This window comes from Paraburkholderia sp. JHI869 (genome assembly GCF_038900775.1).
Taxonomy (GTDB): Bacteria; Pseudomonadota; Gammaproteobacteria; order Burkholderiales; family Burkholderiaceae; genus Paraburkholderia.
Map to the genome: position 1 here is coordinate 357899 of NZ_JAYMSC010000001.1, position 24004 is coordinate 381902.

At 64.6% G+C, this 24004-nt stretch carries 23 protein-coding genes; 10 read left to right on the plus strand and 13 right to left on the minus strand.

Translation table 11 applies throughout. The features are described 5' to 3' along the window. Nucleotides 1–207 precede the first annotated feature (207 nt). Nucleotides 208–1542 (minus strand): nitrate/sulfonate/bicarbonate ABC transporter ATP-binding protein, encoded by a 1335-nt coding sequence (locus tag VSR72_RS01685; RefSeq protein WP_342950666.1) that lies wholly within the window; start codon nt 1540–1542, stop codon nt 208–210. 725 nt (nt 1543–2267) lie between these two features. Here VSR72_RS01685 and VSR72_RS01690 point away from each other — a divergent pair. The 4 genes from VSR72_RS01690 to VSR72_RS01705 all read left to right on the plus strand — a co-directional run bounded on the left by VSR72_RS01690 (nt 2268) and on the right by VSR72_RS01705 (nt 5234). Continuing rightward, nucleotides 2268–2636: a hypothetical protein gene (locus VSR72_RS01690; protein ID WP_342950667.1), complete on the plus strand. Its 369-nt coding sequence runs from the start codon at nt 2268–2270 to the stop codon at nt 2634–2636. Nucleotides 2637–2733: 97 nt separating this feature from the next. Next, nucleotides 2734–4176, plus strand: coding sequence for a carbohydrate porin (locus VSR72_RS01695; RefSeq protein ID WP_342950668.1), 1443 nt, complete (start codon nt 2734–2736; stop codon nt 4174–4176). Nucleotides 4177–4374: 198 nt separating this feature from the next. Continuing rightward, a complete protein-coding gene (locus VSR72_RS01700; protein WP_342950669.1) occupies nt 4375–4884 on the plus strand; it encodes a hypothetical protein in 510 nt (169 codons plus the stop codon). Between the two features lie 152 nt (nt 4885–5036). Beyond that, nucleotides 5037–5234, plus strand: a complete 198-nt coding sequence (locus tag VSR72_RS01705; protein WP_342950670.1) for a hypothetical protein — start codon at nt 5037–5039, stop codon at nt 5232–5234. A gap of 7 nt (nt 5235–5241) precedes the next feature. On the opposite strand, the gene VSR72_RS01710 is transcribed toward VSR72_RS01705, so the two are convergent. The 5 genes from VSR72_RS01710 to VSR72_RS01730 all read right to left on the minus strand — a co-directional run bounded on the left by VSR72_RS01710 (nt 5242) and on the right by VSR72_RS01730 (nt 11181). After that, nucleotides 5242–6243 carry a hypothetical protein gene (locus tag VSR72_RS01710; RefSeq protein ID WP_342950671.1) on the minus strand — a complete coding sequence of 334 codons (1002 nt, stop codon included), beginning with the start codon at nt 6241–6243 and terminating at the stop codon, nt 5242–5244. A gap of 103 nt (nt 6244–6346) precedes the next feature. Then, on the minus strand, nt 6347–6919 hold the full coding sequence (locus VSR72_RS01715) for a LysR substrate-binding domain-containing protein (protein ID WP_342950672.1): 573 nt from the start codon (nt 6917–6919) through the stop codon (nt 6347–6349). Between the two features lie 281 nt (nt 6920–7200). Then, nucleotides 7201–8565 carry an aromatic acid/H+ symport family MFS transporter gene (locus tag VSR72_RS01720; RefSeq protein ID WP_342950673.1) on the minus strand — a complete coding sequence of 455 codons (1365 nt, stop codon included), beginning with the start codon at nt 8563–8565 and terminating at the stop codon, nt 7201–7203. Nucleotides 8566–8607: 42 nt separating this feature from the next. Then, nucleotides 8608–9369: an SDR family NAD(P)-dependent oxidoreductase gene (locus VSR72_RS01725; RefSeq protein ID WP_342950674.1), complete on the minus strand. Its 762-nt coding sequence runs from the start codon at nt 9367–9369 to the stop codon at nt 8608–8610. Between the two features lie 57 nt (nt 9370–9426). Continuing rightward, complete coding sequence (locus VSR72_RS01730) at nt 9427–11181, minus strand: FAD-dependent oxidoreductase (protein WP_342950675.1); 1755 nt, start codon at nt 11179–11181, stop codon at nt 9427–9429. A gap of 162 nt (nt 11182–11343) precedes the next feature. On the opposite strand from VSR72_RS01730, the gene VSR72_RS01735 reads away from it, so the two are divergent. Then, nucleotides 11344–12147 (plus strand): IclR family transcriptional regulator, encoded by an 804-nt coding sequence (locus VSR72_RS01735; protein ID WP_342950676.1) that lies wholly within the window; start codon nt 11344–11346, stop codon nt 12145–12147. A 3-nt stretch (nt 12148–12150) separates the two neighbouring features. On the opposite strand, the gene VSR72_RS01740 is transcribed toward VSR72_RS01735, so the two are convergent. From VSR72_RS01740 to VSR72_RS01750, 3 genes are read right to left on the minus strand one after another with little or no spacing between them, the layout of a single operon-like run. After that, nucleotides 12151–13137: a dienelactone hydrolase gene (locus tag VSR72_RS01740; RefSeq protein ID WP_342950677.1), complete on the minus strand. Its 987-nt coding sequence runs from the start codon at nt 13135–13137 to the stop codon at nt 12151–12153. Nucleotides 13138–13159: 22 nt separating this feature from the next. Further along, the gene (locus VSR72_RS01745; RefSeq protein WP_342950678.1) at nt 13160–13570 is read right to left on the minus strand and encodes a sugar ABC transporter ATPase; all 411 of its coding nucleotides are present in this window, start codon (nt 13568–13570) and stop codon (nt 13160–13162) included. A gap of 11 nt (nt 13571–13581) precedes the next feature. Further along, on the minus strand, nt 13582–13971 hold the full coding sequence (locus VSR72_RS01750) for an ester cyclase (RefSeq protein WP_342950679.1): 390 nt from the start codon (nt 13969–13971) through the stop codon (nt 13582–13584). A gap of 142 nt (nt 13972–14113) precedes the next feature. On the opposite strand from VSR72_RS01750, the gene VSR72_RS01755 reads away from it, so the two are divergent. Then, the gene (locus VSR72_RS01755) at nt 14114–15463 is read left to right on the plus strand and encodes a cation:proton antiporter (RefSeq protein ID WP_342950680.1); all 1350 of its coding nucleotides are present in this window, start codon (nt 14114–14116) and stop codon (nt 15461–15463) included. A 19-nt stretch (nt 15464–15482) separates the two neighbouring features. Here VSR72_RS01755 and VSR72_RS01760 read toward each other — a convergent pair whose 3' ends face one another. Next, nucleotides 15483–15851 carry a BON domain-containing protein gene (locus VSR72_RS01760; protein ID WP_342950681.1) on the minus strand — a complete coding sequence of 123 codons (369 nt, stop codon included), beginning with the start codon at nt 15849–15851 and terminating at the stop codon, nt 15483–15485. 153 nt (nt 15852–16004) lie between these two features. Here VSR72_RS01760 and VSR72_RS01765 point away from each other — a divergent pair, with 153 nt between their 5' ends. Beyond that, nucleotides 16005–16166 (plus strand): DUF1328 family protein, encoded by a 162-nt coding sequence (locus VSR72_RS01765; RefSeq protein WP_342950995.1) that lies wholly within the window; start codon nt 16005–16007, stop codon nt 16164–16166. 90 nt (nt 16167–16256) lie between these two features. Continuing rightward, nucleotides 16257–16544, plus strand: coding sequence for a DUF1488 domain-containing protein (locus tag VSR72_RS01770; RefSeq protein WP_342950682.1), 288 nt, complete (start codon nt 16257–16259; stop codon nt 16542–16544). Here the strand turns inward: VSR72_RS01770 and tkt are convergent, their stop codons facing one another. Then, complete coding sequence (gene tkt, locus VSR72_RS01775) at nt 16545–18662, minus strand: transketolase (protein WP_342950683.1); 2118 nt, start codon at nt 18660–18662, stop codon at nt 16545–16547. 516 nt (nt 18663–19178) lie between these two features. Between tkt and treA the strand changes: the two genes are divergently transcribed. Then, nucleotides 19179–20873 (plus strand): alpha,alpha-trehalase TreA, encoded by a 1695-nt coding sequence (gene treA / locus VSR72_RS01780; RefSeq protein ID WP_342950684.1) that lies wholly within the window; start codon nt 19179–19181, stop codon nt 20871–20873. 56 nt (nt 20874–20929) lie between these two features. On the opposite strand, the gene VSR72_RS01785 is transcribed toward treA, so the two are convergent. Together VSR72_RS01785 and VSR72_RS01790 are read right to left on the minus strand one after the other, a co-directional pair. Continuing rightward, entirely contained in the window at nt 20930–21421 is a 492-nt protein-coding gene (locus VSR72_RS01785; protein ID WP_342950685.1) for a methylated-DNA--[protein]-cysteine S-methyltransferase, read from the minus strand. Then, nucleotides 21418–22866 carry an AlkA N-terminal domain-containing protein gene (locus VSR72_RS01790; protein WP_342950686.1) on the minus strand — a complete coding sequence of 483 codons (1449 nt, stop codon included), beginning with the start codon at nt 22864–22866 and terminating at the stop codon, nt 21418–21420. The genes VSR72_RS01785 and VSR72_RS01790 overlap by 4 nt, the downstream gene beginning before the upstream one ends. Before the next feature lie 210 nt (nt 22867–23076). On the opposite strand from VSR72_RS01790, the gene VSR72_RS01795 reads away from it, so the two are divergent. Beyond that, complete coding sequence (locus VSR72_RS01795; RefSeq protein ID WP_342950687.1) at nt 23077–23988, plus strand: TauD/TfdA family dioxygenase; 912 nt, start codon at nt 23077–23079, stop codon at nt 23986–23988. The last annotated feature ends 16 nt before the right edge of the window (nt 23989–24004 follow it).

The window sequence follows — 24004 nt, forward strand, 5'->3', positions numbered from 1 at the left end:
CGCGTGCGTATTGCGCGTGGGCAATCGCTGACGCTTTAGTTGTAGACAGTGTAATGAATTCGACAGGAACGGCGAGACGGAGTGTGGGTGACGGGCCTGTCACCCTCCGTGTTCCGACGGAATTTTCGCGTTCGGAATGTTACCACTGTTTACAAACATAGGATTGGCGACTCCGGCTCGCCGGGAAGCCATGGCGGGAACTAGACGTCAGGATTCCACGTCGGCCAGGCTGAAGATCCCGGTCTTGTCGTTATACGAAAAGATCTCGGCGTAGCGGCCCCAGGCAATCACGGCGTCGAGCGTTTCCTGTGCGGCGTCGTCGGCCAGCAGGTCCTCCAGTTCCTGCTCGAAGCGCACGCGCGGCGCGCGATGTCCGGGGCGCTCGTTGAGTACCGTGTTGATGCGCGCGGCGAGCGGCACGTTGCGCAGCAAATGCTCGGCGAACATGAGCTTGCGCTCCTGCGTGCTGAATTCGTTGAAGGTCTTGCCCGCGTGCGTGAGGACCACGTCGCCTTCGCTGACCTCCGCAAAGCCGAGGTGCTGCAGCATTTCCGCGATCGGGAACAGATCGTCGACTTCCAGTTGCAGCGTTCGCGCGATCTCCGGCATGTCGGCGCGGCCGTTGTAGGGCGCCGCGGCCAGCGTTTCGATCAGGCCGGCCATCAGGTTGACCGACACGCCCGGCAACCAGCTGCCCGGCTCCAGTTCGGGCTTTGCCGGTGCGCCCGGCTGGCGCGCGGTCATCTTCGCGTAGATGTCGTCCACGAGCTTGCGGAACACCGGATCGAGACGATTGCGCGGGTGCTTGAACGGCACCGGAATTTCGGCCACTACGCGGCCCGGGTTCGACGAGAGCACGAGAATGCGGTCGCACATGAACACCGCTTCCTCGATATTGTGCGTGACGATCAGCACCGACTTGATCGGCAGGCGGCCTTGCGTCCACAGGTCGAGCAGGTCGGTGCGCAGCGTTTCGGCCGTGAGCACATCGAGCGCGGAGAAGGGCTCGTCCATGAGCATGACCGTGGGATCGACCACGAGTGCGCGCGCGAAGCCCACACGTTGGCGCATGCCGCCCGAAAGCTCGCGCGGGTAGGCGTTTTCGAAGCCGTCCAGACCGATCAGGTCGATGGCGGCGAGCGCGCGTTTGCGACGCTCGTGCGGCCCCACGCCGATCGCCTCCAGTCCGGCCTCGACGTTTTCCAGCACGGTAAGCCATGGGAACAGCGCGAAGGTCTGGAACACCATCGCGACGCCCTCGGCGGGACCGCTCAGCGGCTTGCCGAGGTAGTTCACGTCGCCGCTCGTAGGCGGGATCAGGCCGGCGATGATGCGCAGCAGCGTGGACTTGCCGGAGCCCGAACGGCCGAGCAAGCCGACGATCTCGCCTTCGCGCAGCGTGACGTCGACATCGTCGAGTACCAGTTGCTCGCCCGGGTTCTTGCCGAAACCGCGGCACACGCGCTGAACGCACAGCACGTCCTGGCCGGTGCGAGGAGGCGTTTGCAGCACGCCGGGAGTGATCGTTTTGAGGTTTTGCATGGGAATCGTACTCAATCAAGGCGAGGAGGTGACTCGGCATACGCGCACAGGGGACGCCGCAGCGCGCGGTTGAAAAGCGTGACGGCCAGTCGGTTCATGGTGAAACGAAATGGGCGTGAAAGGCAATGGTCAACTCGCGATCATGATCAGGGGGCGTCCCGCTTGTTCAACGATGGCGAATCTTCGTGACCGGAGTTTTGCAGAACTTAGGAAAAGTGGGACTTGATGTGGCGCCACAGGTCTTTCAGCGAGCGCCGGCCACGAGTCTCGGTGAAAACGCGAAGTCAACCAGAATTGCTAAGCACAGCAGAGAATAAATTCTGAAGGTTGGAGAAACGCAATTGAAAGAAATTCAGGCATGCAGGGCTGTTGCTGGCGAGACGAACCTTTATGCTTTTTTTACTTGCTTTTTTATCTGCGCGCCCAATACAATGCGCCCCGTCATAGCAAAGGAGTCCTCCGTGGACGCATGTTCTAGTAGTGGAAGTCCGATGCCGGCGAGCGCCGGCAGCACAACCGCGAGATAGCCGCCACAGGTTCACTCCTTCGCCGCTAACTCGCTTACGCCGGGTTAGCGCGCTTCGTTACTGACTGGTCTCAGTTGCCATTGCGGCCAGTCTCTCAGCAGCACGCTCCCTCTTATCGATTGCCATTTGCAAGCTTGCTTGCAGGAATGGCTTCGCTTTCGCATTTCGTCCGCTAATCGCAGCGGCCAACGCGGAGGGATGATGTTCGTCTTTCTCTTTCCTGTCTTTCAGCTGCGCGCGTTGCGGGCAGTCTGCCGACGCGCACGGATTCTCGTGGGCGTAGCGGCGCTTGCCTGCCTGCACGGCTTCGCTTTCGCATCGGCGGCTCGCGCCACGCCCGCGGGCGTGCGCCGCCGTTCGCTGCACCTCGCGCGCCGCGCCGCGCATATGGCTGCACGTGGTGCGCTGCGTACCGTACACGCAGGGCATCCGCTCACGCCGACGGGTTACATGCTTCTCGGCGCGACCGTAGCGGCGGCCGCGCTGGTTTCGCTGCTGTGCGCGACAGCTCGCGCGTGCGCCACTGAGCCGGAGCGACCTTTATGGCCGCGCTCGCGCTTCGCGTAAAAAACTGCGCGCCGGACACCGTTTCATCAAGCTTCGCAGGCACCCTCTGCGTTGAATAGCGGACTGATCCGCAAGTGACTACAGCCCCATAAATACTATGAAAAACATCCTCAAGAGCAGGCTGCCCGGTGCGGGCTGGCCGATTGCGCTGAGCGCGGCCCTCTCGCTGGGCGTCGTGCCAGCCGCCTTTGCGCAGACCAGCGGTGAGCCCGCTCAACCTGCTTCGTCACCCGGCGCAGCGGATCAGCAACAAGCTCCTGCTCCCGCGCCCACGGGCCTTTGGGAGCGCTCGAATCTCTTTGGCGATATGGGCCGTTTGCGGCCATGGCTCGCCCAGTACGGCTTGTCGTTCGGTCTGCAGGAAACCAGCGAGTACATGGGGAACGTGAGCGGCGGAACGAGTCGCGGAGGCGCTTATCAAGGGCTCACCGAGTTCAGCCTCGGCATGGATACGCAAAAGGCGCTCGGGTTGCCGGGCGGCATCTTCAATGTGTCCGGCTTCCAGATTCACGGCACGAGCCTGACTGCGCGCAACCTGCAAACGCTGCAGAGCGCGAGCGGCATCGAGGCCGATGCTTCGACCCGCTTGTGGGAACTGTGGTACCAGCAGACGCTGCCTGGCGGCAAGGTCGACGTGAAGGTCGGTCAGCAAAGCCTCGACCAGGAGTTCATGATCAGCCAGTACGCGAACACGTTCATGAACGCGACGTTTGGCTGGTCGGTGCTGCCGTCCGTCGATCTGCCCGCGGGCGGGCCCGCTTATCCGCTTTCGTCGCTCGGTGTGCGCGTGCGTGCGACGCCTACGGATGCCATCACCGTGCTCGGCGGCATATTCGACGGCAACCCGGCGCCGGGCGAGGGCGACCCGCAAAAGCTCAATGCGAGCGGCACGAATTTCAACCTGGGCAATGGCGCGCTGGTGATCGGCGAGATCCAGTATGCGATCAATCAGCCGCCGTCAAATGATTCGGATCCCAAACCAAGCGGAATGCCCGCTACCTACAAGCTCGGCTTCTGGTACAACAGCAACCGTTTCGCCGATCCAGCAACGGGCGTGACGGGCGTAGGCGGCCCGGTAAGCCATCGCGGCAACTACAGCATTTATGCCGTGGCGGACCAGATGGTGTGGCGTCCGAGCGCCGACAGTCCGCAGTCGGTGGGCGTGTTCGCGCGTGTGATGGGCGCGCCCGGCGACCGCAACCTGGTGGACCTCGGGGTCAACGCGGGCGTCACGCTCAAAGCGCCGTTCAAGGGACGCGACAACGATGTGGCCGGCTTGGCGGTGGGCTACGCGCATATCGGTTCGCATGCGCAGGACTACGCGAGCGCCCAGGCGGCCTCGACGCCGGGCTACCCGTCGCGCGGCGCCGAAACGGTTCTGGAAGCGACGTATCAGTATCAGATCGCGCCGTGGTGGCAATTGCAGGCGGACTTTCAGTACTTCTTCCGGCCGGCCGGCGGCATTCCGGATCCGCAGAACCCGTCGCGGCGCATTGGCGACGAGGCGGTGCTCGGCCTGCGTACGACGGTCGCGTTTTGACTGGAAAGCGCGCTCCTGCCGCCGGATTGGCGGCAGGAGCGCGCAGAACGACGAAGCGCTGCGTTACCTGCGTGAAGATGTGAGCGAAAGACGAGGGAAGACCCCGATTGGTCGTACTTCTGATTGAACTAGACTCCAGGGGCGAGTGCCGCGCAGCTATCCGATGCGGCACCAGTTTCCAGACGCAGATTTCGTTCCATGAAGCATCCGATCCAGGGATGGTTTTTGGGTGTCTTTCTGCTGGCGCTTGCCAGCGTCTCGGCGGCCGAGCCCGCCAAGGCGGGACACACCCAGAAGCCAGTCCAGAAGCACGTCCAGAAGTACGCGCGGGGCCACGCCCCGAAGCACGCCGTCGCGGCCACACCAGCGCCTGCGCCGGCGGTGCCTTCCGTTTCTTTGCCCGCAATTGCGAAGCGCTACGAATACCAGTCGCCGTTTGAAAGGCAGTACGACGCGCACCTGGGGAAAACCACCGCTGCAACGCCTGGCAGTCCGGACGACACCGATAGCGCGCTCGATGCGGGAGGCAATGGGCCGCACACGCCAGGCGCCCTTGTCGATAGCAATGGGATCCCGAACCAGGCGCTCCATCCGCAAACGCCGCCGCTCGCCACCGTGGGCGACTGGGATCTCTCTGCCGATGCGCATCTACCTTTGACGCGCTCGCATGATACGGGGGCGGCTATTAGCGCCCGGCATGGGTTCTAAAAAAGAAATCCCCCGCCCCACCTCCTTACCACCGCAAGGTATTCGGTAAGGAATTGCCGTTGTGACGCGTTGCTCCCGGGAATGCGAATCGGGCGAGCCAGTAAGCTGACAAGCTCATCTCCCGCAAAAGAATCCTCCCGGACCCACGCCTCATGTCACAACGACGCCCAATCCATTCGCGCATCCTGGGTCAGTTCCTGCTCCCCGCGCTGCTCAGCTCGACGCTGATGCTGCAGGGGTGCGCGACGACCGCGGAAAATCTTGCCCTGGGTTTTGGTATCGGCTCCGTCGGCACCATCTCTGCGCTGGGCTGCCTGCTCGCCTGCCAGATGAACGACGCGCGCTGGTAAGCGCCGCTCAGTAGTACATCCACCGCCCGTACTGCGGCGACCAGTACACCCAGCGCGCCGGCGGTTGCTGGTACTGCGGTGCGGGCGGCGGGTAGTAAGCGGGCCGGGGCTGTGCGTACGTCGGCTGCTGCTGCGGGTATTGCTGCTGGGCGTATTGCTGCGCATACGCCGGCTGCTGCTGCGCATAGGCGGGCGGCTGCGCGTAGGCCGGGCGCTGCTGGGCATACGCCGGCTGCTGGGAATAGCCATACGGTTGAGGCGGCGGCGCGTATGCGTATTGTTGGGCTTGCTGTTGGACTTGCGGCGGGACGCGCGGCTGCGGCGGTTGCGAGTAGGGTTGGGCGTAACCCTGGCCCTGCGTCGAATAGATCTGCGCCGAGCGCGGCGGCTCCGATTCGTCGACGGCTTCGTCGCTCGCCAGCGACTCCGGCGGCGCGACGTCGTCCTGCGCGGGCGGCGTTGCCGCAACGGCGCGATGGTTCGCGGGCGCTTGCGCATAGGCACGAGCTTGCGGTTGCCGCGCGGCCGCAGCCGGCGCTGCACTGGCAGCGTTCGCAACGTGAGCGCGCTCGTTCGTCTGCTCGGGCGCCGCCGCCGCTTGAGCCGGAGCCGCGGCGGTGGAGTCCTGCACGTCTTGCGCCTCTTGCGCTTCCTGCGTCGCTTGCGCGCTTTGTCCGCCTTGTTCACCCCCGAGCGGTTTGACGACGACCGGCACGGTCATGACCGTCGAGACTTCGCCCGCGTCGCTATACGTGTGCTTGATATCGAGGATGGGTTTTTGGGCTGCCACGCCGGCGGCCTTCTTCGTGGGCGCTGTAGCCGGCGCCGCGGCAGGCGCCTGCGCCATTTCCTCTCTGGCTGCCTTGTAGCCCCGGTCATAGGCCGCCTGGACTTCGCGGTCCTGCGCCGCGGCATCTTCTTCCTTGCTATAGGCGTGCGACGCTGCCGATAGTGTGCTGCCAAGTGCAAGCAATGCGATGGCCGTCGCGTGCCGTGCGGTCGTGTCCATGGAGGGACCTCTAATTCTGTTCTTGGATGATCTCATCGTACTACGCGGCTCATGACATTCAAGCGGTGGGAAACCCCTTAAGTATGCAGACGAACGCAAGCGCTCAACCCGGCGACGCTTGCTCCAGCAACCACTGCTGGAACGCGGCCAGGCGGCTCTGTTTGATGTCGGTCGTGCGGCACGAAACGAAATGCGTTTCGCGTAAAAAACGCGTGAAGCGGCCGGCGCCGACTTCCACCAGATTGCCGCGCGCGAGTTCGCGCTCGGCGAGGCGCGTGCTTTCGAGCACGATGCCCATGCCGTCGGCCGCCGCCGAAATCGCGAGCGCCGCGCGATCGAACGAGGGCCGCGGACGGTCCGGCATCGGCAGGCCGTTCGCGGCGAACCAGTCGCGCCAGGTCACCCGGCTCAACGGGCTGTCGATCAGCGTGGCCTCGCGCATCAACGCGTCCGTCGAGCCTGCGCTCGCCAGCAACTTGGGCGAGCACATCGGCACGAGCGGTTCGACGCCTAACGCCACCGTCTCCACGCCCGGCCGCTCCAGCGCGCCGCCGTACGAAATCGCCACGTCGATCTCCTGAGCACGCGTGAGGTCGACCGGGTCCGGTCCGGTGGAAAGCCTGAGCGTGATGTTGGGATGATGGCGAGTGAAGTCGGAAAGCTGGGCCCGAGCCATTTCACGGCGAAGCTCGGCGCGCTGTACACGGCGAGCACCTGGGCTTGCGGCGCGAGGGAGACCTCGGTGCAGGCCGACTCGATCACGTCAAAGACGCGGCTCAGGCTGTCGAGCAGGCGCAGCGCCTCGGGCGTCGGATCGATGCGGCGACGCAGCATGTCCGAAGTGATGGAGAAGGCCCAGGCCCCGAAGGCAATCGACCTGAACGGGCGCATCTCGACTTTCGGACGGCGCGGCGGCCTGACAACGCGATGGCCGAGGCGACAATGCGCTTGCGCCGCTTATTGTTCCAATGCGTTCACCGGAGCATAGGCGCGCTGGGGCTTCATCAGCATGAGCGCACCGGCGGAGACCAGCGCCGGCAGCGCGAGCAGGGCGAAGATGGTGTTGAAATTCCACCCCAGCCCAAGCAGCGCCGCGCCGACGAACGACCCGGCCATGCCGCCCACGCGTCCCACGCCCTGCATCCACGCCACGCCCGTAGTGCGCGCCTCGGTTGGGTAAATCATCGACGCGTAGGTGGACATCGACGTCGCTGCGCTCGTAACGAGCGAGCCGCACAGGAAGAGCGAAACGCCGAGCAAGAAGGGATGCTCCACGCTCGCGCCCATCACGGCGACGAGCAGTGCGCCAAGCAGGTAATCGACGACGATCGTGCGGTTGGCGCCAAAGCGGTCCATCAGGCGGCCGGCGATCAGGTTGCCGATCAGGCCGCCAAGCGGAAACACGGAAGCCATCAACGCACCATGCTCGATGCTGAATCCGGCTGTGCGCAGCAGCGTGGGCATCCAGTTCGTTATGAAGTAATAGACCAGCAGGCTCATGAACATCGTGAGCCACAGCAGCAGCGTGCGGCGGCGATAGTCGTGCGCGAGCAAAAGCGCGAGCGCCGATTTACCTCGCGGGTTTTCTCGCGTCGCCAAAGGCGCAGTGTGGGCGACGAAGGTGCTCCCCGTGAAGTCCTTCGCCGGTGCGATGCGGCGCAGAATGCGCGCGATACGCCGCTCGTTGCCGGTGCGCACCGCGAGGTATTGCGGGGATTCCGGCTGACATACGAGCAGGACGAGGGCCAGCGCGAGCGGCCCGACGCCGCCCGCCATCAGCACGCTGCGCCAGCCGAAATGCGGAATGAGCCATGCCGAGGCTGCGCCGCCTGCCATGAGGCCGCACGAGAATCCGCAATACATGGCGTTGACGGAAAGGGCGCGAAAACGCTTCGGCGCGTATTCGGACATCATGGTGATCGTTGTGGGCATCGCAGCGCCGAGGCCGAGGCCGGTGATGAAGCGCAGCGCGGTGAGCGTGCCGATCGACTGGGCCTGCGCCGCAACGAGCGTGCAGACGCCAAACGCCACGACCGATGCAACGAGCACGCATTTGCGGCCGAAACGGTCGGCCACCGGTCCTGCCAGAATCGCGCCGAGGCCAAGGCCCGCGAGCGCCGCGCTCATCACGGCGCCCAGTTCGCCGCGTGCAACACCCCATTCCTGAACGAGAGACGGCGCGATGAAACCGATGGCGGCAGTGTCGTATCCATCTGCCGAAACGATCAGGAATCCAAATAGAAGCACGAGCCACTGAAGTGGGGCAAAGCGCTCGGCGTCGATGAACGATTGAACGTCGATGGGGTGGGGTATGCGATTCATCGCCGCCTGTCTCCTGAATAGTTTTCGAAAAGCTCGGGCGCTTCAGGCCGCGAGATAACCGCCATCTACCGGCAGGGTGACGCCGGTGACGTAGGTGGACATCGGCGAGGCGAGAAACAGCACCGCGCCGACAAGCTCTTCCGGTTTGCCAACCCGCTTCATGGGAACGCGGCTCATGAAGCGGTCGAGCCTGGCCGGATCGTCGCGCGTGAATACGGTCATGGGCGTTTCGATCACGCCCGGCGCGATGGCGTTGACGCGTATTCCGTCGCTCGCGAGGTCCACGGCGAGCGATTGGGTCAGCATCTTCACGGCGCCTTTGGATGGCGAATAGCCGAGCGTGTTGGGCTGGCCCGAAAACGACGCGATCGAGGCGACGTTGACGATCACGCCGCGCGTTTTGCGCAGCGCCGGCAGCCACGCGTGACACACATTGAACGTGCCTTCGTGATTGACCTGCATGACGCGCTGAAGGTTGGAGGGCGCGTTTTCGCTGTCGATGCCTTCGCGAATCAGGATGCCAGCGTTGTTCACGAGCACGTCGATTGCGCCGAGCCTGGCCTCGATGTCTTCGGCCACGGCGCGGCATTGCGCGGCGTCGGTCACGTCGAGCTGGCAGGCGTACGCCGCGTGTCCGCTGGCTTCGACGATCGCGGCGGTCTCGCGGGCGTTGGCCTCGTTCATATCTGAGACAACGACGGACGCACCCGCCTCGGCGAGTCCGATGGCAATGGCACGGCCGTTGCCTTGGCCGGCGCCGGTGACGAAGGCGATTTTGCCGGTGAGGAGTGGGATCTGGTTCATTAGCGTAACTAAGTAATAGAAAAATCAGGCGGCAACGGGTTCGTTTAACGACGGCGCTCAGTGCGCCGCGAACGAGACTTGCGCGGGCATGGCGTTCGGCTCGCAGTGCGCCTGACGGGCGCGGTCGGCAATATGATTGGCCGCGATGTAACCGAACGTGAGGCCAGGTCCAAGCGTGATGCCCGCGCCGTTGTATTCGCCGCCCATGATGCTGGCGGCGTCGTTGCCGGCGGCGTACAGGCCGGGGATCGGCGAGCCATCGCGCGAAAGGGCTTGGGCGTGTTCGTTCGTGCGCAGACCCATGAACGAGCCGAGGTCGCCGGGCACGAGTTTGATTGCGTAGAACGGGCCGTTCGCCAGCGGCTCGACGCACGGATTGGGCGCGTGCAGCGCATCGCCCTGGTAGCGGTTGTAGGCCTTGCTGCCGCGGCCGAATTCGAGATCGCGGCCAAGCCGCGCGCCCTCGTTGTACTGGCGCACCGTAGCGCCGAGCGTGGCCGCATCCACGCCAATTTCCTTCGCGAGCGCTTCGAGCGTCTTGCCGCGCTTGAGATAGCCATTGCGCAGGTGCGTGCCGAGCGGCATGGGGAACGGCTTGACGAAGCCGAGCCCATAGCGCCGGATGGCCGCGTGGTCGGCAATGAGCCAGCACGCCGTTTCGGTCTTGCCCTTCGAAGCGGCGATCATCGCCTGCACGAGGTCGTGGTACGAGTTCGCCTCGTTCGCAAAGCGCCGACCGTCGAGATTCACCGCGATCACGCCCGGTTTCGCCCGGTCGATGAAGTGCGGCATGATGCCCGTCGAGCCATCCTTGCGCGGCACGAGCGACATGGGCGTCCACGCGGCGGCGTTGGAGAGGCTTCTGTCGAACACGGCGCCCACCGCTTCCGCCATGCGGATGCCGTCGCCAACGTTGGTCTGCGGCGTGGGCGAGTAGTGTCCGTGCCCTGCCTGCACGTGCGGGTACGTGGACTTGCGCCGCTCGAGGTCGTGCGGGAAGCCGCCGGTGGCGAGCACAACGGCGTGCCGCGCCTTCACTTCGATTCGTTCTCCTGCGCGTTCGAGCACTGCACCCGTGACGCGGCCACCTTCGCACAGCAACCGCGTGGCCGGGCATGAGAGCCACACAGGAATATCGAGGTCGGCGGCGGACCTGGCGAGCCGTGCGGCGAGCGCGTTGCCGTTGGTGAGCGTCATGCCCCGCCCGAACTTCATCACTTCCCGGAAGTGCTTCGTGAGCCGTTTAGTCACGTACCAGGCCGATTCGAGCGAACGCGTCACGCGCATGAAGTGCACGATGTCCTTGCCCGAACCGATCGTGACGCCAAAGACCGTCAATTCCGGCAGCACTGGGCCTAGCGTCTTGAGCAGCGGGCCGAGCTCGCGCGCATCGTAAGGGCGCGTGACCATCGAGCGGCCGCCTTGCGCCGCGCCGGGCGCTTCCGCGTGGTAGTCCGGAAACGTGAGCGGCATGTCGAACTGCACCGCCGTGTTCGACGTGAAAAATTCCACCGCCTTCGGTCCGTTGGCGAGAAAGGCGCACACGCGCGCTTCGTCGAAGCCGCGCCCGGCCTGGTTGCGGATATAGGTGAGCGCCTGATCCGGCAGTTCGTGGTGGCCCCAGGCCTGCGCGAGATGCGTGTTGGGAATCCAGAGCCAGCCGCCCGAGCGCGCGGTCGTGCCGCCGTAGTACGCGGCCTTTTCGGCCACGATCACCTTCAAGCCGCGGCTCGCGGCGGTAATGGCTGCCGACATGCCGCCCACGCCCGATCCAATCACGAGCACATCGCATTCTGCTTGCGTCAAAGACATCGACTTCTCCGTTCTGGTGCGCGCGGCGTCGATCAACGCCGCCTCCGTGAACGCTAGATTAAACCTAGCTCGCTAGAGAATATCTTGTTGTTAACCCTATACAACTGCATTAGATAATGACTAATGCTATACTGCGCCCACCTTTGGATAACGGGGACGGACGTGGAGAACACCGATGCTGAGGCGGCGCCCGAGCGCGAGCGCCGTGGCATACAGTCGATCGAAGTGGGGGGAGAGATCCTCAAGGTGCTGGCCGACGAGGCGCGGCCCATGGCGCTGCGCGATCTCGTGAAGGCGGCGGGCATGCCGTCGGGCAAGATCCACCCGTATCTGGTGAGCTTCGGCAAGATCGGCCTGGTCGCGCAGGACCCGGCCACGGGGCACTACCTGCTCGGGCCCATGGCGATCCAGTTGGGGCTCGCGAGCTTGCAGACGCAAAACCCCATCCGCGAGGCCACGCCCTTTGCGGAAGCGTTGTCGGAAGACACATCGCATGCAGTGGCGATCGCCGTGTGGGGCAATCTGGGCCCGGTGATCGTGCGCCTGATCGACGCGTCCTATCCCATCCACACGAACATCCGCACGGGCACGGTCATGTCGCTCGCGAACACGGCGACCGGCCGCGTGTTCTCGGCGTTTCTGCCGCGCAAGTTCACCGAGACGCTGCTGCTCGACGATCGCATCCGGCTCGGCCCCGACATAGCGCATCCGCTGGACGCGTCGGTGGTCGAGGCGATGATCGATGAAACGCGCGAGCGGCGCATGGCGCGCAGCATCAATCATCCGACGCCGGGCATCGTGGCGTTTTCCGCGCCGGTTTTCGACTATTCGAAAAATATTGCGTTGACGCTCACCATCATGGGCCCGACCGGCACGCTGGACACCGACTGGGACGGCCCCGTTGCCCGCGCGCTGCGCGATTGCGTGGAGGCGATTTCGCGGCGGCTGGGCTACCGGGCCGCGTGACAGTTAGCGCAGATTCGCTCTAAAGAACGCGAGCACATCTTCGTCGAACTGTTTGTGAAAGGCCACTCGATCGAAGCCGTGCTCGTCGACGCAGATTTCCGGCACATTCTTTTTCATGGCTGCGGGGCACGGTGCGAGAAAGGCGAAATGCGCCGAGTTGCGAACGAGGTGAAAGTCGGGCTTGCGAGGAAGCACGGTGACGAGTGCGGGAGCGGCGTGAGGCACCACGCCGTCGCCGCCAAACTCGGACGCCCAGATCTGAATCGGCGCGCTCACGTTCTTCAGGTCGGCTGCGGCCGGGAACGTGTTGAACGGATCTGCCAGCACAAAGGCCTTGATTCGCGGGTCATGCGTCAGCGTGGTGGTGGGCATCTCGCCGCGCTCGACCTGGTCGCATATCGGCGGCCGCGGGTCTGGGCAAGGCGCGTCGGCGTGCCTGAAATCCGGCGTGCCGCCCGCCAATACCAGGCCCGTGTAGCCGCCGCGCGAAAAACCAAAGAAGCCGATGCGTTGCGGGTCGATCTTTGCCGCGTCCGCTGAGGCGCTCAGCATGTAGTCGATCAGGCGCTTGATATCGGTCGGCCGCTCGATGAACACGGACTTGTCGCCCGCGCGGCTCGCATCTTCGTACGAATCGCCGGGATGGTTGATTGCGGCCACAACGAAGCCCGCGTCGGCCAGCACCTCGGCAAGATCATGGTGGCCCAGGAACGAGCCTGTGTGCCCATGCGAAATGACAACTAGCGGGAGTTTGTCGCCAACGGTCGGGCAGTCGCGCCGCCCGTGCAGAATATATGGGCCGAATGGCACATCTTCGGCGGGCTCGGCGCAGGGCGTCCATACCATGGCTTTCAATGCCGGGCCGTTGGCGTCCGCGGGAATATTCACGCGCTTGAAGCCTGCCGCATGTGCAACGGTGCCGAGCAGAAAGAAGAGCACGGCGAATATCGAAGCAGCGGCCCATGGAAGTTGATTGCGGGTTGTTGTCATGGCGCTTCCGGGGTGAGTGAACTCAGTGCGCTGGCGTTCGGACCTTGCCGTCCACCAGCAACGTGCGTTTGTCTCGCGTGACGTCATATTCGACCGATTGATCGTGCGTAACGGCGCCGTACGACACGTCGTTCACGTAGACGTTGCCGTCCCTCAGTTCGACCGAATCGCCTTGCACCTGTGCAGACGCGTGTTCGCCCTGCAACACGGCGCCTGCGCAATCTCGCGTGGTGAAGCTGCGTACTGACGAGTCCGGTTTCGGCGGCTTTCCATTCTTGTCGGGAAGGAAGAACGGTGGCCAGGCAGCGCCGGAGTGTGGAGCGCTTTGCGCGCTGCAAGGCGATCCGTCCGCGCTTCCTGCTGCGTGTGCGATCCCGCAACAGACGACGCATCCGAAGAGCGCGGCAAGCGTCGATGAGATCAGGTTTTTCATGCCGATATCCGTTACGACAATTGCGCCTCGATCGCGGCCTTGTCGATGATCGACCAGACCTGCGCGATCTTGCCGTCGCGCCAGGCGTAGAAGACATTCTCGGAAAACGCGATTCGCCGGCCGTCGACATTCAGGCCGAGAAAGACTTGTCGGGGCGTGCAATCAAAACGTAAGCGGCTCGCAATGACCGGAGGCTCGGCGGCCAGCAGTTCGATGTCGAAGCGCAAGTCGGGAATGTCGCGAACGTCTTGTTCCAGCATGGCGCGATACCCCGCGAGACCAAGCGGACGATCGTTGTGGATCGCGTCTTGAGCGACGAATTCCCCGAGGGAAGCCCAATCGCGCCGGTTCAGGCAGTCGATGTAGCGCCGGTAAAGGGTGCTCAGCTCGTGTGCGTCCAATACGGTCTCCTCATCGTATGACGATTCACACGCGATGGTAGTCCAAACAAGCATGAGGGGCACGGCGGTTGCGCAAGTGTGGGGTCCGCGCAGGCAGCGGTCCGCGCGAGCCGCAACGATCGACGAGGAGGAAGGCCTTTCGATGCTGGAAGAAGCACTGTGGTTTTTGCTGATCGGCGTGTTGCTGATGTTCGTGGCGCTCGCGCGGGGTCCGATCGCGCGCCTGCCGCTCACGGGCGCGATGATCTATCTGACCGCTGGCGTGGTGGTGGGGCCGGGCATGCTCGGCCTCGTGCGCACCGACCTCGCGCAGCACGTGCGCACGCTCACCGTGCTCGCGGAAGTGGGTCTCGTGATTTCGCTCTTTTCGGTGGGCATGCATCTGCGCGTGCGGTTGCGCGAGCCGCTCTGGCGGTTGCCGCTGCGCCTCGGCGTGCTGGCCATGGCGGCCAGTGTCGTGTTGATGTTCGCGTTCGGCGTGGCGATGGGCGCAGCTACCGGCGTCGCATTGTTCCTCGCCGCGGCGCTCGCGCCGACCGACCCGGTGCTCGCCAACGAACTGCGCGTGCACGAAGCCGGCGACGCCGAGCCCGTGCGCTTCGCGCTCTCGGGCGAGGGCGGGCTCAATGACGGCGCGGCCATGCCATTCGCGCTGCTCGGCCTCGCGCTGTGCGGCGTTCACAGCGCGGGAACGCAAGACGCGGCGGCGTTCGCCGCGTGGGTGGCGTGGGGCATTGCGGGCGCGCTCCTCGTTGGCGTGGCGCTCGCCACGCTCTGCGTGCGGATCGTGTTGCACTTGCGCACGCGCTATGGCGAAGCCGTGGGGCTCGACGGCTTCATTGCGATCGGGCTGATGTCCGTGACTTATGGCGTGGCGCTGCTCCTGCATGCCTATGCTTTCGTGGCCGTGTTCGCCGCTGGCGTGGCGCTGCGCCATGCGGAGTTGCGCGCAACGGGCGAGCGCCGTCCCGCCGAAACACTGGAAACCGTGCAGCTCGGCGAGCGCGCGGAAGTCGCGAAAGATCCGCAGCGCGCACACGTATGGCTTGCCGAAGGCATGACGGGTTTCACGCTGGAGATCGAACGGCTGGCGGAATGCTCGGTACTGCTGATCATCGGTTGCGTGATCTCCGCGCATTGGCGCGAAATGCTCGACCTGCGCGCGGTGCTGTGCGCGCTCGCGCTGGTGTTCATCGTGCGTCCGCTCGCCGTGCTCGCCGCCATGATGGGCGCGAAGGCGGATGGCCCGCAGCGCTTGCTGATGGCCTGGATGGGCATTCGGGGCGTGGGTGCGTTCTATTACGCGGTGTGGGGTATCGACCAGGCCGGCGACGCGCTGCGGCCCGTGCTGCCCGCCGCACTCGACGCGATCGTGCTCTCCGTCGTGTTGCACGGCGCGACCGCGGGCTACGTGCTCGAACGCTATTACCGCCGCCAGGAAGCGCTGGCTACCTCGCAGCCGCAACTCCGCGCGAAGGAGGCGCTCGACTAGCGGCATGCGCCGTTCAGCCTCACGGCACGCTGCCAACCTTCAGGTCGTTGGTGACGGAAACCACGCCGTCGAGGTCATGCACGACGCTTTCGGCCTTGTCGCGCTGTCCTTCGTCGGGCACGGTCCCCGAGAGCGTGATGGCGCCGCGCTTCGTGGTGACATGCACATCGCTGGAGGTCACGCCGTCCGCGGCGACCAACGCCGCCTTCGCATGCGCGGTGATGATGGTGTCGCTCGCCTCGCCGCCGTAACCCGGGTCCCCGGCCGCCAGATTGTGCGGCGGCAACGGGTTGGGCCGCGAAACCGCGTTGCCGGTTTGGGCCAACGCGGCCTGCGCTGCGAGCACGAGGCAGAAGCTTGCAAGGGTGGCGCATCGCGACGGGTTCATGACCGTCTCCTTCGCTAGAGAGCCGCACGCCGTTTGCCGCGCAATGAGCGTGCCGATCGGGCTATGGACGACTGGACTCGGCGCTTGTGCGCGAAGATCTGCTCGGGCACGGCCGGTGCGCATCAAGCAGGGACATTTTCAAAGGAGCCGGCAATGCTTTACTACGCGATCGTTTTCTTCGTGATAGCCATCGTCGCGGCTGTCTTCGGGTTTGGCGGGATTGCCGCGGGCGCGGCGGGTATCGCCAAGATTCTGTTCCTGATCTTCGTGATTCTCTTCCTGGCCAGCCTGCTTTTTGGCATCTCGAGGCGCTAACCGGTGTCCGGCTGGGTCCCGGGCGCCCCGCCACGCGGCGGCGCCTGAGCCTGAGCGGCTGCGCGCCCGATATTCAGGAGTCCATCCATCATGAATATTTTCTTTCCCGAAGGCCCCGTCGAGTACGACACGGAGGAGTTCGCGCTAACCTTTGTTGCGATGGCGGATTCTGTCCCTGTGGATTGCGCGATCACGGCTGAAGCGCTGGAGGATCGCTTCGGCGCGAGATCGTTGCGCGAGTCCGACCTGCGCCTCGCGTTCCACCGCAACCGCGCGGCCATCGAGGCGGCCGCCGCCCGGCTCATCGAAGAGATGGACGGCAAGCCGGTGATACTGCACAGCGGCTATTTGCGCATGTACGGCGCGAGCAGGCACTGACTACTCACCCGCGCCGGCCTTGCAACGCGCGATCTGCTTCTTCGCTTCTTCCACCACGCGCTCCGGCGTGAAGCCGAACTTGGTCCTCAGCGCCTTGAGCGGCGCGGAAGCGCCGAACGTGTGCATCACGATCTGCGAGCCGAAGCGGCCCACGTAGCGGTCCCAGCCGAGCGTCGCCGCCTGCTCCACCGCCACGCGCGCATGGATATGCGGCGGCAGCACCGATTCGCGGTACGCCTCATCCTCCAGCTCGAACAAGTCCCATGAAGGCATCGAGATCACGCGCGCTGCGATTCCCTCTTTCTTCAGCGTTTCGTATGCGGAAATGCACAGCGCCACTTCGCTGCCCGTCCCAAGAAGCAGGACTTCGGGCTGCTTGCCGTCGGGCGCGTCGGCGAGCACATAGGCGCCGCGCCGCACACCTTGCGCGCTCGCGTATTTCGTGCGGTCGAGCGTGGGCAGCGCCTGGCGCGACAACACCATGCAGGCCGGTTCGCGCGGATGTGCGAGCGCAACGCGCCAGGCCTCGGCGACTTCGTTGGCGTCGGCGGGGCGCAGCGTGATGAGGCCCGGTACGGCGCGCAGCGAGGCGAGCTGTTCGATCGGCTGGTGGGTGGGGCCGTCTTCGCCGAGGCCGATCGAATCGTGCGTGAACACGAAGGCCACGGGCAACTCCATGATCGCGGCGAGCCGGATGGGCGGCTTCATGTAGTCGCTGAAAATGAGGAATGTCGATGCGAACGGACGCAAGCCCGAAAGCGCAAGGCCGTTGGAGACCGCGCCCATGCCGTGCTCGCGAATGCCGAAGTGCAGGTTGCGGCCGTCGTAGTGATCGCGCTCGAAGCTTCCCGCGCCTTCGAACTTGAGGTTGGTCTTGGTGGAGGGCGCGAGGTCGGCGGCGCCGCCGATCAGCCACGGCACGCGTTGCGCGATGGCGTTGAGCACCTTGCCCGACGACTCGCGCGTGGCGATGCCTTTTTCGTCGGCTTCGATGGTGGGAATGCCGGCGTCCCAGCCCTCGGGCAGCTTGCCCTCGAGCATCAGGCCTAGTTCTTTCGCGAGTTCGGGGTAACGCTTCGCGTAGTCGTCGTAGCGTTGCTTCCACGTTGCGTGCGCCGCCTTGCCGCGCGCGCCCATGCCTTGCGCGAAACGGTCGTACACGCCGTCGGGGACGAGGAATTGGGCGTCCTCCGGCCAGCCGTAGGCGCGTTTGGCGAGGCGCACCTCCTCCTCGCCCAGCGCCTCGCCGTGCGCCGCCGCCGTGTCCTGCCGGTTCGGCGCGCCCCAGCCGATGATGCTCTTCACCACGATGAGCGTCGGCTTGTCGGTCACGGTCTGCGCTTTTTCAATGGCGGCTTCGATCGCCTTCAAGTCGTTGGCGTCGTCCACGTGCAGCGTATTCCAGTGGTAGCCGCGAAAGCGCGACTCGACGTCGTCGCTATAGGCGAGGTCGGTGTGGCCCTCGATCGTGATGCGGTTACTGTCGTAAAACCAGATCAGATTCGAAAGACCCAGATGGCCCGCGAGCGAAGCCGCCTCATGCGAGATGCCTTCCATCATGTCGCCGTCGCCGCACAGCGCGTAGACGCGGTAGTCGAAGAGCGTGGCGTCGGGGCGATTGAAGTGCTGCGCGATCCAGCGCTCGGCCATGGCCATGCCCACGCTGTTGCCCAAGCCCTGACCGAGCGGGCCGGTGGTCGTTTCGACGCCCGTCGTCCAGCGATATTCCGGGTGTCCCGGCGTCAAGCTGTCGATCTGGCGAAACTGTTTGATATCGTCGAGCGAGACCGCGGGCTTGCCCGTGAGCTTGCCGTTTTCGTCTACGGCTTGCACGCCGGCGAGATGCAGCAGCGAGTAGAGCAGCATCGACGCGTGGCCGTTCGAGAGCACGAAGCGGTCGCGGTTGGGCCATTGCGGCGCGGCAGGGTCGTAACGCAGATGATGCTGCCAGATCTGGTACGCGAGCGGCGCGAGCGCCATGGGCGTGCCGGGGTGGCCGGAATTGGCCTTTTGCACGGCGTCCATCGACAAGGTGCGGATCGTGTCGATGACGCGGCGGTCGAGATCGGATGGGTCGGCCTGCGTGGGCTTCGCATTCGACGTTGAGTTCGATGACATGGTCCAGGACTCCTCGGCAGGGGCGCGCTTGCCAGGCGGGCGGCAGCGCGCGAAGGGATCGATGCGCAAATGCGGTGCCACGCGTGTTGGTGCCACGCGAGTTGGTGTCACGTGGGTGCCACAAGAAAACCGCACTCCAGAATCGCTCCTGTGACGGTATTCCTTTTTGTGCAGGCTTGCTCGGGCCGCGCCTTCCGCGTCGTTTCTGGGTGGAGTGCGGCGCCGCAAAAGGTGCGACACCGAGGTGGACAATCACGCGCTGTGCCGGCGCGGCCACTCTTACCGCTACGCTGAATCTGACGGCAGAAATTTCCTCATTTATGCAGCATCGAGGCCCATTGCTACCTCGCGGTTGATTCGTTGTACGAAATCATGCGATGCTCACCATGCCCGGGATTCGGCGATGCCGTCGCTTTTGCAATCACGCATCCAGCCGGACCCGCACGCCGCAGACAAACGGCGTGAACGGGTTGGTGCGAGGAGACCAGCGAAGTGCCCCAACACCAAGGAGGCAACATGAGCACGCAGCTGCAATCTCGCACCCGCGCCGCATCGCCAAACGATGCGCATCGCATTCAAATCGGCTTACAGTCACTCCCGCCCCGAAAGACCCCGCAGCGCTCGCGCCACGCCATCGGCGCCACCAGCGTCGCGACGCTTTTGCTCGCCTGCGCAAACTGTTTCGCCGATACCCAGGTGGGCGGGCCGCTGCCGCCCGCGCCCGATATTCTGTACGGCGATCTGTTCGTGGCGGTGCAGACCGCGCAGATCTTCTCCGACCAGAAGACCTTCGTCGATTCGACGCCGAACACCGACCCCGCAACCATCGTGCAGCTCTACGAAGCGCAGAAGAGCCAGCCCGGCTTCTCGCTGCTGAACTTCGTGAACCAGTACTTCACGCCGCCGCCGGACCAGAGCATCACGCCGCCAGCGGGGCAGACCTTGCGTCAGCACATCGACTGGCTATGGACCGGGCTCACGCGCACGACGACGTCGGCGCCCGACAGCAGCTCGCTCGTGCCGCTGCCGAAGCCCTATGTCGTGCCCGGCGGGCGTTTCAGGGAGGGCTATTACTGGGACACGTACTTCACGATGCTCGGGCTCCAGGAGTCGGGGCATGAAGATCTCGTCGACGACATGCTCGACAACTTCGCGTACATGATCAATACCTTCGGCCATATTCCGAACGGCAATCGCACGTACTATCTGAGCCGTTCGCAACCGCCGTTCTATTCGTACATGGTGGAGCTCGCGGCGCAAAAGGAAGGCAACAGCGTTTATCAGAAGTACTTGCCCGCGTTGCGCAAGGAATACGCATACTGGATGCAGGGCGCGAGCAGCACGCCGCGAGGGCAGGCCACGCGCAACGTGGTCGTGATGAAGGATGGCACCGTGCTCAACCGCTACTGGGACGAACTCGACACGCCGCGCGACGAGTCGTATATCGAAGACGTCCAGACCGCGCAGCAGGCCACGGGCCGCCCCGCGAACGAGGTCTATCGAGACCTGCGTGCGACTGCCGAAAGCGGCTGGGACTTCAGCTCGCGCTGGTTCGGCGACAACCAGAACCTCTGGACCGTGCGCACCACGTCGATTATTCCCGTCGATCTGAATAGCCTCCTGTTCCATCTGGAGACGACCATCGTGCGCGCCTGCACGATCGCGCGCGATTTCGGCTGCGTGGGACAGTTCGCCGGCTACGCCGCGCGCCGCGCGGAAGGCATCAACCATTACCTCTGGAACAACAAAGGCTACTACGGCGACTACGACTGGCAGCTCGGCAAGTCACGCGACAACCAGACGCCCGCGATGATGTATCCGCTGATGGCGGGCGTGGCCTGGCCCGAGCGCGCAAAGAAAACGGCGCAGACGATGCAAAGCGTTTTGCTTCAGCAGGGCGGGCTAGCCACGTCGACCTACAACACGGGTCAGCAATGGGACGCACCGAACGGCTGGGCGCCGCTGCACTGGATCGCCATACAGGGCCTCAAACAATACGGGCGCCCCGATCTCGCGCAGCCGGTTGGCACGCGCTTTCTCGCCGATGTCGAAAACGTCTACAACACGCAGCAAAAGCTCGTCGAGAAATATATTGTCGAAGGCGCGGGTGAGGGCGGCGGCGGGGGCGGCGAATATCCGCTGCAGGACGGCTTTGGCTGGACCAACGGCGTGACGCTGATGCTGCTCGATATGTACGGGGGCGGGCAGTAGCTGTGTAGTGTCATGGACCGCTTCAGAACTGCACGGCGAAGCGGTCCATTCGCGCTTCATTCCAATGGGCCTGCCTGTTCGAGTTCGAGTAGCGCGGCCTTGCGATCCACGCCGCCGGCGTAACCGGTCAGCGCGCCATTCGTCGCGACAACGCGGTGGCACGGAACGATCACGGAAATGGGGTTGCGGCCCACGGCGCTCCCCACCGCGCGCGCGTGCCCTGAGTCGAGGCGCAAGCGCCGCGCGACCTCCGCATAGGAGGTCACACGTCCATACGGAATGGCTTCCAGCTCCTTCCAGACCCGCCGCTGAAACGGCGTGCCGCGCAGTGCAATGGGAAGGCCGAAGTCCTGCCGCTCGCCGGCGAAGAACTGCGTGATTTGCCGCTGGACGTGAAGCGCGAGTGGCGGCGCTCCGGCTCCAATGCGCGTAAGCGACATCGGCGGAAAATACTTTTGGCCCACGAAAAAGAGGCCGGTCAGAAAGTCGTCTTCCACGCGCAACGCGATATCGCCCAGTGGACTTGGAATCAGATAGCCGGGTGTCATGGGTGCTGGCCCTCGAGTTGGCTCCACATGTGGAGGGTTGCATAGGCTCGCCACGGTGCCCACTGTTCGGCGTGGCGGCCGAGTGCGGATGCGCTCGCGTAGCCCAGTTGCCGTTTCAGCTTGAGGTCTTCCGGTGGAAAGGCATTGGGCCATGCCAGTGCGCGCATGGCAATATATTGCACGGCCCATTCGCTGACGCCGGGAATGCTCCGCAGTGCGTGGAGCGTGTCTTCCAGGGGCGCGGCGGCCTCGAGCCTCATGCGCCCCGACGACACTTCGGTTGCGAGTGCAACGATCGACTCCGCGCGCTTGCGCGTCATGCCCGTATCTTCGAGTGCGCAGACTGGCGCGCGTGCGAGCGTAGCTGCGGAGGGGAAAATGCGGGTCAACGCTTGTGGCGCGCTCACGGGCGTGCCAAAGCGCTCGGCAATCCGAGAAAGGATGCGTTGCGTGCCCGATGAATGCGGCGATGGCCCGGCCAGGGTGCACACCGCGATCTCGAAGCCGTCCATGGCGCCCGGCACGCGCATGCCCGGCGAGCCGGCCGCCAGATCGCCAAGATGCGGGTCGATCAGGTCGGGCCGCGCGTCCAGATCGAACAGTCGCCTGACGCGCAGCAGAAGCTGCCCCACCGCCGGCATGAGCGACATTGGCAAGGTCACTTCGAGCGCGTAGCGCTGTGGCGTGTGCCGCACGCTGATCCAGCCGTGGAGGTCGCGGCCGTTGTGGCTCAATGCAAGGGTCCGCGTATAGATTTCGTCGCCGATATGCTCGACGCCCGCTATCTGCCGCCGTGCGAGGAACGCGAGAATGCCGGACCAGCAAAACGGCGGCCGATAGCCCAGCGCAAAGGTCACGCTCTCTGCTTTCGAAGCATGCGGGGCGTCGGTTTCTTTTCTGAACCGCAGCGGGTTCAGGCCGTACTGTTTCAGGAAGAGATCATTGAACCGCCGCACGCTCCCGAACCCCGCCGCGAGGGCAACGGCATTCACGGGCAGGCGGGTATCGGTTAGCAGCCGCTTGGCCATGAGAAGCCGTTGGGTTTGAGCGAACTGCAACAGCGAGACGCCGAATTGCGCGTCGAAGATCCGGCGCAGGTGCCGGTCGGTCACGCCCACGCGCGCCGCCAGATCCGCAAGGCTGCCGGTGTTGAGGAACCCTTCTTCGATCAGCGTCGCGGCGGCGTGCGCGAGCCGGCTCGATACGTCGAGCAGGCCGTTGCCTGGGGCCAGTTCAGGGCGGCACCGCAGGCAGGGGCGATAGCCCGCGCGCTCAGCCGCTGCAGCATTGGAGAAAAAGTGGCAGTTCTGGCGCCGGGGCGTGCGCACCGGGCAGACCGGGCGGCAGTAAATCCCGGTAGACGAAACGCCCACGAAAAACCAGCCGTCGAAACGGCGGTCTTTCGAGAGCATGGTCTGGTAGCAGGTGTCGGGATCGAGGCGCATGTCGAAACTTTAAAACAGATCCGGGGAGGAATCTGGCCAGATTCGGACATGTGTATTCGAGCCCGGAGCGCCGTTCAACGACTCATGCGCCCGTATGTCTTAACAGCGCCGTTATGACTCGAACGGATAAACGTATAGGATTTGCTTCGTTGTCAGCCGGCGTGTGGATCACGTAGATTGAAGCTATTGCTTACCTGAAAGGCTTGCTGCGTGACTAACACCGACACACCCGCTGCCACGCTCACCGCATCTGTTACATCGAGCGGGCCCCAACGCTTCGACATTCTTCCTTTGGATGCGCCGCTCGGCGCGGAAGTAGTTGGCCTCGATCTCGCGAAGCCGGTTTCGAGCGAAGATTTCGCGCGCCTTCATCGCGCGCACCTCGATCACCACGTGCTGGTGTTTCGCGATCAGCGCATCACGCCGGCGCAGCAGGTCGAATTCAGCCGCCGCTTCGGTCCGTTGCAGATCCACGTGCTGCATCAGTTCGCACTGGCGGGCCACCCCGAGGTGCTGATCGTCTCGAACATCGTGGAAAACGGCAAGCCCATTGGCCTCGGCGACGCGGGCCACTTCTGGCATTCCGATCTGTCGTACAAGGAGAAGCCGAGCCTTGGCTCGCTGCTGCACGCGCAGGAGCTGCCGGCGCAAGGCGGCGATACGTTGTTCGCCAACATGCATCTCGCGTGGGACACGCTGCCCGAGCATTTGCGCAGCACCGTGCAGGGGCAGCGCGCCGAGCACACCTATCTCGCGCGCTATGCCGAACTTCAGGCGCGCAGCCCGTGGCGGCCGAATCTAACGGCTGACCAGATTGCGCAGGTGAAGCCCGTTGTGCATCCCGTCGTGCGCACGCACCCGGAAACAGGCCGCAAAGCGTTGTTCGTGAGCGAGCACTTCACGACGCGCATTGTCGATCTGCCCGAGGACGAAAGCCGCGCGCTGCTCGACGAGCTGTTCGCCCACAGCGTGCGCGCGGAGCATTGCTACCGGCACGCATGGCGCGAGCACGACCTCGTGTTCTGGGACAACCGCTCGCTCATGCATCTCGCGGCGGGCACGCCCGATCATCTGCGCCGCAAGCTTTATCGCACCACCATCGAAGGGGACGCGCCGTTCTGATGCGCGTCCCGGCGTT